Here is a 13,018-nt window from a genome sequence, read left to right on the forward strand (position 1 = left end):
GCCGATCCAGTGCTAACAAACCCCATGCCACGCCTGACCCATCCGTCCTCGCTATCGACGACACGCTTCATGCCGACCGATTCGCACGACCGAACCTCGACCGACTCGCCACGAACGTTGCAACCGCTCGGCCAGTACCGCTGGCCGGCGATGCCGACGGACGAATCGCTGCGCCGGATCAGTTGGAAATTATGGAAACGCTATCAACAAACGAGCGAGGATCCGTTCATCGCTTCGGAGTCGTTACGGTTGGCCAACCGTCGCCGGCTCAACAAGATCGCAGCGCCGCCGGCCTGCGGTCCGGTAGTGCAGGAACTTCAAGCGACGTTCGCCGATTGGGCCGATGACGAGGATCCCGCCCGGTGGTTGCAATTGGTGGTGATGTCGCCCTGCGATTCCAACGACATCGTTCGTTCTTGGGCGGATCAGGAAGGCTATCGGGTGGTTTCGCCGCCGCCGCGTTCGGCGTTGCTGACGTCCTCGAAGGAACCGCTTGTCGATTTCAATTGCCCGGAGAAGGTCCTCGTGGTGCCTCGATTGGAACGATGGTTCTTGCGGCATCATGATGGACTCGGCCACGTTCGGCGGCTTCTCTCGGAGGCATCCGAAGCGAGGCGGCATTGTGTTCTCGGTTGCAATTCGTGGGCTTGGCAATTCTTATGCAAAGCGATCGGTGCAAACCTGTTACTGCCCGCCGGTTTAACGTTCGAAGCGTTCGATGCGGATCGCCTGAGGGCGTGGTTGTTGGAACTATCGAGCAACGATGAGACCGAAACGGATTGGATTTTCCGTTTCTCCAGCAGCGGTGAGGAAGTGTTCGCGAAAAATTCATCGAGCGATGAAGCCAACAACTTCTTCGCCAAGTTGGCCGCAACGAGCTTAGGCATCCCCTGGGTCGCTTGGCATTTATGGAGGCAAGGATTGCGTTTCGGACCGGATGATGACCAACACCGAGAAAAATTTCCTGACGAAACGACGATGTGGGTCGCGGCGATCGAGGAGATGCATCTGCCCAGCGCCGATGTGGATGTGTCGCTGCTGACGCTGCAGGCGTTGTTGATCCACGACGGTCTGACCAGTGTCGAGCTTGACCTGGCCACGCCAAGCGTCGACGCCTCGAATATTCTACCTTCGTTGTTGGCGGCGGATTTAGTTGAGCGTGACGGCGATCGCTACTACGTCGCTCCCGCGGCGTACCCCGCCGTGAGGGGCAAACTCAACGACGCCGGATTTCCGATGGACAAACTATAGGGATGAGGATGCAAGACACACCGACCTCCGCTTCGGACACGATGCAGGCGGCCACCACAGCAGCGGTGGACACGGCCGCAGCGACTCGATCGGCGGCGGAAGCGGGAGCCGAGTCCGCTCAAAGCGACGCGATCAAAGTACTCAACGACCTGCAAGATATCAGTTTTTGGCAGATCGGGATTGTGATCGTCGGCTCATGGTTGATCATCACGTTGAGTCGCCGGTTGCTGCCGCTGCTTGCCGAACGCGGCCCGAGCCAGTTTCGGCTTTACATCCTCAACACCGTGCCGATCATTCGTTTGTTAACGTTGTCGATCGCGATCTTGTGGGTATTTCCGATCGTGTTCAACGTCACGTTGGAAAACTTCTTGATCATCGCCGGTGGTGCCAGCGTCGCGATCGGGTTTGCGTTCAAGGATTACGTCAGTTCCCTGATCGCGGGCATCATCGCGATCTTCGAACGACCGTATCGGCCCGGAGATTGGGTAAAGATCGACGGCGATTACGGAGAAGTGGTCTCGGTGGGAATGCGATCGTTGAGTTTGGTGACCGCGTCGGATGATTTGATCACGGTGCCACACGCGAAAATCTGGGACCAAAACGTCTCCAATTCCAACAACGGGGAACGCACGTTGATGTGCGTTTCAGATTTCTATCTCGCGTCCAAACAAGATCACGCGAAAATCCGAAGTCTGCTGCGTGATGTGGCGATGACGAGCGGTTACTTGCAATATCGCAAGCCGGTCTTGGTAATTGTCACGAATGAACCATGGGGCACTCATTATCAAGTCAAAGCGTACCCGTTTGACCTGCGCGATCAGTTCGTTTTCATTAGCGACATCACCGTCCGCGGCAAAGCGGCGCTGCAACAACACGGCTACGAAGAAGTTATCATCCCCGCCGTTGAGAATCAGCAGTAAGGATATTCCTCAACTTAAACTTAAACTTAAACTTAAACCTAAACCTAAACCTAAACGCAGCCTAACCGCCTCGTCGGCCGGTTCCGGCCGACGAGAAAGTTTAAGTTTAGGTTTAAGTTGAGGCTTAAGTTTGCGTAGGAGTTAGCTAACGGACTATGGCAAGGCTCCGCGTCAAGAAAAAAGCAAGCTTATTAGACGCGAAATACCGGCGGGGGCGACCCGCCGGTGACTTAGAACCGACCGATCACGCGTTCTTGATTTGAACTTCGATCTTACGCGGCAACACCTCAGGACGCTTCTTCAGATCCACACGTAACAATCCGTTTTCCAACGAAGCTTCGATGGTTTCCGGGTCGATCGAATCGGGCAACTCGACGCTGCGAGCGACTTCACCGAAACGGCGTTCGTTGTAGATCACCCGACGGTCTTCTTTGTCGAATGATCGCTTTGCCGAGATCATCAAACGTCCGGCTTCCATCGTGACTTCCAGATCCTCCGTCTTGATACCGGGGAGATCCATCTCGACGTGGTAGCCTTCGGTGTCTTCCCAAATGGTTGCCGCCGGCGTCCAGTGATCGACACCGGATTCAGCCCGAGCGGTTTCGAACAACCGATCAAACATTTGGCCCATCTCGCCGGGCATGACGCCAAAGGGGAACGTCGCGAAAGGGTCGCGGCGGCTCGGACGATGGCCGTTGGATTTTGAATTTTCAGCCACGTTGGTCGTGTGACTCGTGTTCTTAGACATCGCAAATTCTCCTCGAAAAAAGTGGATGCAAAGGGGGAATGCGACGCTGGTCGAAAAGTCTTTTTGGCGTCCGTCATTTTGACAGGATGCCGCGTCGCTGCAGACGTTATTTGCAAGACGTGTACCAATCATGTCGCGAGGTTCGTTCCCCGTTTGTCTTAGAACGACTACAATCTTCTTGATGAAAGAAAACGCAGCGAATCCCTTGTCTCGAAAAACTTATCGTTCCGCCGTCGACCGATGGCTGGCGTTCTTGTTGTTGTTACCCATCGTGGGGGCGGCGGCGATCGGAGTCGTTTTGGTCGCGATGCAGCGTCCCGGTGACGCGTGGCCGATGTTCGGTGTCGCGGTCGGGACGCTATTGATGACGGCGATTTTCACGGTTCCGTGTCGCTACACCCTGCTGGAGGACTCCCTTTCGGTTCGGTGCGGAGTGATCTGTTATCAAATCCCGTACGCGGACATCGTTGAAATCCGTTCCGCGTTCACCTTTGCCAGCGGGCCGGCACTGTCCCTTCGACGGGTGATTGTGCGGACGGCCAAACGGGACCACATTCTTTCGCCCGCCGGACGTGAATCGTTCATGGAAGACCTGCAGGCTCGCTTGCCCGACCGCCCCCGAAATTAGCCGCCTCCGTTTTGTCACAAAAACCTGCCAGCCCTGAACTGAAGTCGATCCCCGAACCGATCGAGTTGCCGGCGTCCGCTCGCGACACGGCGAACTTGAAAATCGAGTTTCCGGCGGACTTGCCGATCAGCGATCATCGCGACGAAATCATTCGCTTGCTGCGGCGACATCAAGTCATCGTATTGTGCGGAGAAACGGGCAGCGGCAAGAGCACGCAATTGCCCAAGATGTGCGTCGAAGCCGGGATGGGCGTCGACGGCATGATCGGCCATACCCAACCACGCCGCTTGGCCGCCCGCTCGATCGCGACGCGTTTGGCCGAGGAGACGCAAACGGCCCTCGGCAACGAGATCGGATACCAAGTTCGTTTCGGCGACCGGACGAGCGATCGCACGATCATCAAATTAATGACCGACGGGATCCTGCTTGCCGAGACGCAGTCCGATCCAGACCTGCGGGCTTATGAAGTCATCATCATTGACGAGGCCCACGAACGGTCACTGAACATCGACTTCCTGCTCGGGTTGCTCCGTCGGATCATCGACCGCCGGCCCGAACTGCGGGTGATCATCACGTCGGCCACGATCGACGCGGACCGGTTCGCCGAGCACTTCGGCAAGACCGATCCGACGACCGGCGAGATCATCCCGGCACCGATCTTGAAGGTCGAGGGCCGCGGTTATCCGGTCGAGTTGCGCTACTTGCCTTGGGAAGACGTCGACTCGGGGATGCGGAATTATGACCTGTCCGCCCACGTGATCGCGGCGATCGAATCGTTGCGTCGCGACGGGACCGGGGACGCGTTGGTCTTCTTGCCGACCGAACGGGACATCCGCGAAGTTTCTCATGCCGTCTCGGGGCATTTCAAACGGGCGGGTTTGGCCAACCGGGTGGAACTGTTGCCGTTGTACGCGAGGCTGCCGCAATCGCAACAAACCGCGATCTTTCATCCGACCGGCGGCAAGCAACGAATCATTTTCGCGACCAACGTGGCGGAGTCTTCGTTGACGGTCCCGGGGATTCGCTATGTGATCGATTCAGGAACCGCACGGATAAGTCGTTACAGCGTTCGCAGCAAACTGCAACGGCTGCCGATCGAACCGGTCAGCCGCGCCAGCGCGAACCAACGCAGCGGACGTTGCGGCCGAGTCGGTCCGGGGATCGCTGTTCGACTATACGACGTGGAAGACTTTGAAAGTCGCGACGCCTTCACGACGCCGGAAATCCGACGCACGAATCTGGCCAGCGTGGTGTTGCAGAGCAAAACGTTGAAACTCGGAAGACTCGAGGATTTTCCGCTGATCGATCCTCCACGTCCCGACGCGATTCGCGAAGGCATCCGGACGCTCGCCGAACTCGGGGCGATCGACGAACACGATGAGCTGACCGAGATCGGATGGCGACTCGGCCGAATGCCGGTCGATCCGCGTGTCGGCCGGATCTTGATCGCCGCCGAAGAGCACGGCGTGTTGCCGGAGATCTTGCCGATCGCCGCAGCGATGGAAATCCCCGACCCGCGCGATCGTCCACCGGATAAACGGCAAGCCGCCGACGAAGCCCATTCGCAATTTGCCGATCCGCAAAGTGATTTTTTGAGCCAATTGCGGTTGTGGCGTTTCTACGAAGAAATGAGCGACAAGTACGGTCGCGGCAAACTCACCCGCGTGATGCGACAAAACTTCCTTTCGCCCAACCGGATGCGGGAATGGTCCGACGTTTATCGGCAACTTCGCGAGATGGTGTCGACCTCGTTCGGCAATCGAAAACGTTTGCACGTCGGCAAGATTCATTATGCCGATCCGACACCGGCTAAAAAGAACGAGACACCGCCGATCGTCGACGAAGCCAAGTACACGTCGATTCATCAAGCCTTGCTGACCGGATTATTGTCGGGCGTTGCCATGGCCGGCGACAAGAACGAATACACCGGCGCGGGCGGTTTGAAACTGTTCTTGTGGCCCGGCAGCGGCGTGTTCGAAGCCAAACCCAAGTGGATCGTCGCGGCGGAGTTGGTCGAAACCGCCAAACAGTACGCTCGCACGGTCGCCCGCATTCAACCCGCCTGGATCGAGGCGGTCGGCGATCACATGCTCAAGTCGTCTTACAGCGAACCGCACTGGAGTCGCAAGTCGGGCGGAGCGTTTTGTTATCAACGACGCTCATTGTACGGATTGCCCGTCGTCGTCCGTCGACGCGTTCCCTTGCCGCCCATCGATCCCGGTGAAGCCCGCAGTTTGCTGATCAAGCACGGCTTGGTCGACAACGAATTGCCGACGACGGCGAAGTTCGTCCGGCACAATCGTCGATTGCTCGAACTGATTGAAAAGTTGGCCGCCAAGACACGGCGTCGTGATTTGGTTGTCGATGATTATTCGTTGATGACGTTTTATCAATCACGATTGCCCGATTGGGCATGCGATCGCGCCCGCATTGAAAAGTGGGATCGGCAATGTGAAACGCCGCAATGGGTTTCTCGACTTAGCGACGATGTTGAACTGGCGAGTTGGTTGGCCAACCCGCCGGAACCCGACGTTGCACCGGAGACGCCGTACCTGCGACCGGAAGATTTGCTCGAGACGACCGCCGACGAATTTGATCGCGATGCCTATCCCGACGAACTCGCCGCCGGCGCGACCCGCTTGCCGCTGGAGTATCACTTTCGTCCCGGCACGGAAGACGACGGCATTCACTTGACGATCCATCCGGCGGCGCTGCCGCAAGTCAGTGACGACGCACTCGAGTGGTTGGTCCCCGGACAACTCGAGCCGAAGGTGATCGCGATGATTAAATCGTTGCCCAAACGGTTGCGTCGGTTGCTCGTCCCCGCCGCCGATGTGGCCCGCCGGGTCACCGAAGAACTGGTCGCCTATCGCGGACAAGCTGCGTTCATGCCGAAGCTGTGTGAGGTCTTGACACGGCACGCCGAAACCAGAATCACGGCGACGGATTTTCAAATCGATAAGTTGGAACCGCACTGGCGGTTCTTGATCCGCGTCGTCGACGATTCCGGTCAGGTGCTCGCTAGCGATCGCAGCATCGACGCGATCAAACAAAACCTCGGTCATCTCGCCGCAAACGATTCGACCGATCAATCCGAGCCTGATGAGTCCGAATCCTGGACGCGGTCCCAGATGACGTCATGGGATATTGAAACCTTGCCCGACGAAGTCGTTCGTCGACGTGGTGGCGTCCAAGTGGCCCAGTATCCTGGATTGGTCGACCGAGACGAATTTGTCTCGACGAGATTATTCGCCGATCGACAGGTCGCCGAGACGAGTTCACGATCCGGTTTGACGCGGTTGTTTTCGATCGCGTGCCGCAAGGATTTGCGAACCCAAGTAAGACATCTTCCTGCTCTCGCGGACGCGAAGTTGAAATTGTCCGGTGTGTTGTCGTCGGCGGTGATGGAGTCGTCGCTATCGGATTTGCTGGCCCGTTTGGCGGTCGTGGAAAAACGCCCGATCGTGCGAACGGTTGACGAATTCGAACAACGTTTGAAGGAAGCCCCCGGTCGGATCGGCGAAGCCACCCAAGACGTTGCGGTGTGGCTAACGAAACTGACTCAAGCTTACCACGCGATGCGGGTCGTTTGGGAAGAGACCGACTCGGGCAAGTACGCGACCGCGCGCGCGGACATCGATCGTCAATTGCAATGGTTGTTCGCTGACGGATTCATTTCATGGACACCGTGGGAGCATCTGCAACATTTTCCGCGTTACGTCGACGCGATTGCTTACCGGTTGGACAAGCTGCGATCCGGATCGATCCAGCGTGATGATGAATCGCAACAAACGATCGAAACGTTGTGGTATCGGTGGATGCAAACGCTTCCCGGTGAAGACATCGCACCGCGCGATCACGCCGGCGATGAGTTTCGATGGATGATCGAAGAATTACGAGTCAGCCAATTCGCCCAACCGCTCGGTACGGCGGTCAAAGTGTCTCCCCAACGATGTGAAAAATTGATCGCGAAACGGCAGAACTTAACATGAACGCGGAACAAGCTCATCGCACCGCGATCGTCAGTGGCGGTTCCTCCGGCGTCGGGCTCGCGATCACGCGACGTTTACTCGATGAGAACTATCACGTCACCGTCTTGGGACGCGACGCCGCACGATTGGACAAGATGAAGTCGTTGATGACGGATCGATCCATTGACGCCGATCAAATCCACACCTGTGTTTGCGATGCGACGTTGCGACAACCGGTCGACGACGCGGTGGCGGCGCACATGGCGATGTTTGGTCGTTTGGATGTGTTGGTCAACGTGGTCGGACGCAGCGACCGGGGAACAATCGAGGGCTTGGACGCGGACCATCTGAAAAGTTTGTTCGACGCGAACGTGATCAGCGCGTTGACTTGCGTGCAAGCGTGTTTACCGTCGCTGAAGACCAGTCGCGGAACGATCGTCAACATCGGCTCGCTCGCCGGTCACGTCGCCCCCCGTTTTTTGGGCGGTTACGCGATCGCCAAGCATGCATTGGTCGGCATGACGAATCAATTGCGACTCGAATGCGAACCCGACGGGGTGCACGTGGGATTGGTTAGCCCCGGGCCGATCCACGATCCCGACCGCCAAACCGACAATCGATACGGCGTCGACGAAAGTTCGGGTGTTCCGATGCAAGCCGCCCGACCGGGAGGTGGCGCGAAAGTCAAAACACTGACTGCTGAACAAGTCGCCACCGCCGTGATGCGATGCATCACCGACCGCGAACCGGAGGTCATCCTTCCGGGCAAAACCCGCTATTTGATGGCGATCGCCGCATTGTGGCCGACGCTCGGAAAACGGATCCTGCGAAGCAAAACCAGCTAGCTGTCGGAGACGTCGGGAGTCCCGGGCTGTTTTCACGTACCCACGGTTGATATCGTTGTCTCGACGGATAGTTTTGAATCGAGATACCACATTGAGGAATTATCGTGGCCGGAAGTTTGCTTTTATTGTTGGACGATATTACGACGGTGCTCGATGACGTCGCCGTCTTGACCAAGGTCGCCGCGAAGAAAACCGCTGGCGTCTTGGGCGACGATTTGGCTCTCAATGCCCAACAAGTCACCGGCGTCGATGCGACTCGAGAACTTCCGGTCGTGTGGGCCGTCGCCAAAGGTTCAGCGATCAATAAATCCATCCTGGTTCCCGCCGCACTTGTTTTAAGTGTCGCGGCTCCCTGGGCGATCGTGCCTTTGTTGATCGTCGGTGGATTGTTCTTGTGTTTTGAAGGATGCGAGAAACTGCTACACAAATGGCTGCATCACAGCGAAGCCGAATCGCACGAAAAAGAGCTTCAGCAGGCGGTGGCGGATCCCGCCGTGGATCTCAAAACCGTCGAGCGAGACAAGATCAAAGGTGCGATTCGAACCGACTTTGTTTTGTCCGCTGAGATCATCGTCATCACGTTGGGAACGGTGACCGAATCGTCGTTCGCCACCAAGTGCGCCGTCTTGATCGCCATCTCCATTTTGATGACGATCGGTGTTTATGGGTTGGTCGCCGCGATCGTGAAGCTTGATGATTTGGGATTGCGATTGATCCGCGATGCCGATCCCACCGATCTTACAGCCGGAAACCGCATCGGGCAGTTTCTGCTTTGGATGGCACCGTACTTGATGAAGACGTTGTCCATCGTCGGCACGATCGCGATGTTCTTGGTCGGTGGCGGCATCTTGGTTCATAACGTCCCGCCACTGCACCACGCCCTCGAATCGTTCACCCATGCGGTCGCCGGTTCAGCCGGATCGGTCGTGGCCTCGATCGGAGAAATGGGGTTCAACGGTTTGGCCGGTTTGATCGGCGGCGCGATCGTGTTGATCGCGGTTGAAGGGGCCAAGCGACTCAAGCCGGCGAAGGCTTAGTATCGCGTGAACAACAAGTGGTATAGGCTTCCGGCCATTTTATACCCCACATCTTTTTTGACCCCCACGAGCTCGTCTCGTGGGTGAATAAGGTTCGCAAGCTAGACAACGACGCCCTCCCAACCTTCCGATTTTCACTTGTGCTCGCCGCTTGAAGCGGCGAGCACAAGTGAAAATCGGAAGGTTGCGCGAATTGTGGCTCGTGTCTAGCTTGCCAACCTGGGCTTCCTGCCAGACGAGCTGGCAGGGGAGCATTACACGAGGACTTGTGGGGTATAAAGAGGCTTACGGCCTGTGTTTTCTCTCCACAGGCTGGAGACTATGCCAATTAATATTCACGCGATATTCAGATGTGTTTCTTAACGCGGTTCGATTCTTGCCGGATCGATCACGACGTGCTTGACGCGTTCACGTTTCCACGTGTATGTGATGTGAACCAATCCGTCATCGGCTTGAATGATTGCCGGGTAACTGAACTCGGCTTTCTTTTCTTCATCCAATATCCCGATGTCACTCCATGACAAACCGTCGTTCGAAACGGCTAAGGACAAAACACCTCGGCCGCCCCATCCGGTGCGTCCGTCGGTGACTTTGCCGGATCGGTCTGTCGGGTTGTAAACCAACAGATGTCGGCCGTCGGTGAGGGTGACCGCTTCGATCCCCGAGTTCGGGTTGGGCAAATCGATCGCTTGCAAGTCGGACCAGGTCGCCCCATCGTCGTCTGAAAAACTACTGACGACGACGTTCTCTTGAGTGCGGCAGAGAACCTGCAGACGTCCGTCGCCGTGTTTCAAAAGAGTCGGCTGAATCGCGTTGAATTCTTTACCGTCGTTGATCGGACCGATGGTCTTCCAAACGCCACCGGATTGGGCGATGCCGCCGAAGGCTTCGCCGACGGGCGAAACCTTCTCGAAGTGAATTCGCCATCCGTCGTATTCGGTCGATGAACCGCACAGTAGCACGTTGTCGTCCAACAGGACCGGTTTACAACGTACTGGCCCGACGATGCCTTCAGGCAATCTTCGTCGGTCTTGGAAAGTCCGGCCACGATCGTAGCTAACCATGATCTCGCCCCACCACGATCTGGGATTCGGGCCGACCTTGAAAAACAACAGCGTCGGACCGTCGCCGGGCATCTGAAACAAAACCGGGTTCCAGCACGGATATCGGAGATCGTCGTGCTGAACCCCCGTGGCGACCAAGCTCGGGCCGGACCATTGCAGTCCGTCATGATAAGACGTGTAGATTCCGACATCCTCTTTGCCCTCTTTCGAGCCGCCGAACCAAGCGGTGACCAAACCACGGCTATTTTGGCAAATCGTCGATGCGTGGCATTCTTTGAAACTCGCCTTCGTGTAGATGAACTCGTCCTTGATCCATCCAGGGAATCTCGGTTGGGGCGTTGAGGGTGGCGGCGACAAGGTCATGGCTTCTTTCGAAAACGTTAAGCATTCGTCATGGGAGACGTGATAGATGCGACCATTCTCGCTACCGACCAAGAGGTCCGGTTTTCCGTCCCGATCGAAATCGCAGACCGCCGGACTGGAGGTATGCCCGGCAACATTGCGGGTCGCCAAGTTGCCCACACGTTTCATCACGACGCGAGCTTGACCGTCGATCGTTTCGGTCGCGCAGTTGCGGTACCACATCGCGTTTTCTGAATTCACCAAAACGTCCAAACGCGAGTCCCCGTCCCAATCAACGACCGCTAATTTGACGCGGCCCGATCGACCGCAACTGCCCGCGTTGAGTTGCAATGGTTGACGATCTTCACCGACGAAAAGTCGCTCGGCGGCACCGCCTCGGTTGCGGAACGTTAAATAACCTTCTTGGTCGAGCAGCACCAAATCCAACGCGTCGTCTTGATTGAAGTCCACCGCGACAGGAGTGGTTCGCCACTGCGTCAACGCCGAGCCGGATCGGGTTTGCCACCAATACCACGCCGGCGGACTTTCGCTCAAACCGGTATCGAAGTCTTGCCGGATCAATCGGTCACCATCGCGGATCAGCAATCCCAAACGAGACAAAATGGAGTTGTAGATAATGTCGCCATCTCCATCGCCGTCCCAATCGGCGACCGACAAAGTCGTGTATCCCCATTTCGCTTCGCAGGGACCTTGGATCGATCCGTTCTCGCCGGCCATGATTCGAAACGGTACCGAGGTGCCGTCTTGTTCGACATTCAATAAAACCGGTGCGGCCCATTTGGGCAAACTCTCGGAATCGTTTTCGTCGGCCGGACCGAGGTTTTCGAACAGACCGATCTCGCCTGCCGTGTTGCCGCACAAGATGTCTTCATCACCGTCACCGTCCCAATCATAGGCATAAGGTGTTGCCAGAGCACCAAACTTCAACGTGTCGGCTTGTTGTTGAAAGTAAACCGGTGCTCGGAACACCGGCTGTTCGTCGCGTCGTTCGCCGGTGTTTTCGACCAGGGCAACACGACCGTCTTCGTCCCCGACGATCAGATCAAAATCGCCATCCCCGTCCCAGTCGATTGATGTCGGCGTGATCATCTGCAAGTGCATCACGAGCGGATCGCCGTTGTCATCGTTGAGTTTGATTCCGGCGGCGTAGCGAGGCTCGGTCCGCGAACCGAGGTTTTGAAAATACGTGAACCCGTCCATGAACTCGCCGCACAGCAGATCCAAATCGCCGTCGCCATCGAAGTCGGCAAAGTTGGGGCTCGGCCATCCATAAACGTCGATCTCGCCGCCACCGGCATGGAGGCGTGGGATCTGGTTGGAGTATTTGGGATTCCCGTCGGTGCCTTCATTGCGGATCAGGTACAGATAACCATGCAACGGGCCGTTTTGCCAAACGCCACGGTTGTCGTACGCATGGTCCCAACCCAAGTCGCCCCAGTCACCCGCGCCGACGACGATGTCATGATCACCGTCGCCGTCGTAATCGACGTAACGCCACATGTTCGCGCGGGTCCGGCCGTGTTGATCGGCGTTGGGGTTTGATCTCGCATTGATTTTGGCGGGATGATCGAAATCAAATTTGCCCGTATCCGGGTCACGTCGATACTCGCTGCCCGGTTTGAGCAGAACCGGTTCCCCGTCGACTTGACTCAACATCATGTAATGATGTCCCGGCCCTAATCGCACCGCCGGTTTGAAAACCGGCATCTTGATCGACGGATCTTGGGTCGGATTCTCGAAGTAATAAACCCCGTCGGAAGGCTTGTCAGGACAGGCGACGAGCAGATCCAGATCGCCGTCGCCGTCGTAGTCCAGTGGCATCGGATAAGCCCACAATCCGACGCCCAGGTCAACCACCAAATCGGGATGTCGGTAAGCAAGCGGCTGAAGCTTTTCGCTACTTTGAGCGGAGGACCGCGTGGCTGAACAGGCCACGCTCCACAGGGTCAATAAAGAAAGAACGCGGCGCGTCCAGAGCGAATTCAAAGTCAACATAAGGCGGCTTCAAGGCGAGAGGGGATGACGGCGGGACCTCGTAGTCTATAGAGACCAAGGGCGGTCGTCAAATTCGGCTTGGATCGCAAGCGGCGTGTTGATTTAGTGCGTTCGTCAGTTTTTGTGAGTCGATGGCGCTAGCGGGCTGTTGATTTAATCGTTTAACGGCAAGCCGCAGGCGACGGAGCTTGAGAAC

8 protein-coding genes are annotated in these 13,018 nt (G+C 57.0%); 6 read left to right on the forward strand and 2 right to left on the reverse strand.

From position 1 onward, the window contains the following. Window positions 1-24: 24 nt before the first annotated feature. The gene (locus tag Pla100_RS19840) at window positions 25-1,251 is read left to right on the forward strand and encodes a hypothetical protein (protein ID WP_231603271.1); all 1,227 of its coding nucleotides are present in this window, start codon (window positions 25-27) and stop codon (window positions 1,249-1,251) included. An 8-nt stretch (window positions 1,252-1,259) separates the two neighbouring features. Further along, window positions 1,260-2,171: a mechanosensitive ion channel family protein gene (locus Pla100_RS19845; protein WP_231603272.1), complete on the forward strand. Its 912-nt coding sequence runs from the start codon at window positions 1,260-1,262 to the stop codon at window positions 2,169-2,171. Window positions 2,172-2,415: 244 nt separating this feature from the next. Here the strand turns inward: Pla100_RS19845 and Pla100_RS19850 are convergent, their stop codons facing one another. Continuing rightward, window positions 2,416-2,919, reverse strand: a complete 504-nt coding sequence (locus Pla100_RS19850) for an Hsp20/alpha crystallin family protein (protein ID WP_197168085.1) — start codon at window positions 2,917-2,919, stop codon at window positions 2,416-2,418. 181 nt (window positions 2,920-3,100) lie between these two features. Here Pla100_RS19850 and Pla100_RS19855 point away from each other — a divergent pair, with 181 nt between their 5' ends. The 4 genes from Pla100_RS19855 to Pla100_RS19870 all read left to right on the forward strand — a co-directional run bounded on the left by Pla100_RS19855 (window position 3,101) and on the right by Pla100_RS19870 (window position 9,400). Continuing rightward, window positions 3,101-3,547, forward strand: a complete 447-nt coding sequence (locus Pla100_RS19855; RefSeq protein WP_146579433.1) for a PH domain-containing protein — start codon at window positions 3,101-3,103, stop codon at window positions 3,545-3,547. A gap of 11 nt (window positions 3,548-3,558) precedes the next feature. Then, window positions 3,559-7,539, forward strand: coding sequence for an ATP-dependent RNA helicase HrpA (gene hrpA, locus Pla100_RS19860; RefSeq protein WP_146579434.1), 3,981 nt, complete (start codon window positions 3,559-3,561; stop codon window positions 7,537-7,539). Further along, a complete protein-coding gene (locus Pla100_RS19865) occupies window positions 7,536-8,363 on the forward strand; it encodes an SDR family NAD(P)-dependent oxidoreductase (protein ID WP_146579435.1) in 828 nt (275 codons plus the stop codon). The genes hrpA and Pla100_RS19865 overlap by 4 nt, the downstream gene beginning before the upstream one ends. A 104-nt stretch (window positions 8,364-8,467) precedes the next feature. Continuing rightward, window positions 8,468-9,400: a DUF808 domain-containing protein gene (locus Pla100_RS19870; protein ID WP_146579436.1), complete on the forward strand. Its 933-nt coding sequence runs from the start codon at window positions 8,468-8,470 to the stop codon at window positions 9,398-9,400. Between the two features lie 359 nt (window positions 9,401-9,759). On the opposite strand, the gene Pla100_RS19875 is transcribed toward Pla100_RS19870, so the two are convergent. Then, complete coding sequence (locus Pla100_RS19875) at window positions 9,760-12,822, reverse strand: exo-alpha-sialidase (RefSeq protein WP_146579437.1); 3,063 nt, start codon at window positions 12,820-12,822, stop codon at window positions 9,760-9,762. Between the last annotated feature and the right edge of the window lie 196 nt (window positions 12,823-13,018).

This window comes from Neorhodopirellula pilleata, from assembly GCF_007859915.1.
Lineage (GTDB): Bacteria > Planctomycetota > Planctomycetia > Pirellulales > Pirellulaceae > Rhodopirellula > Rhodopirellula pilleata.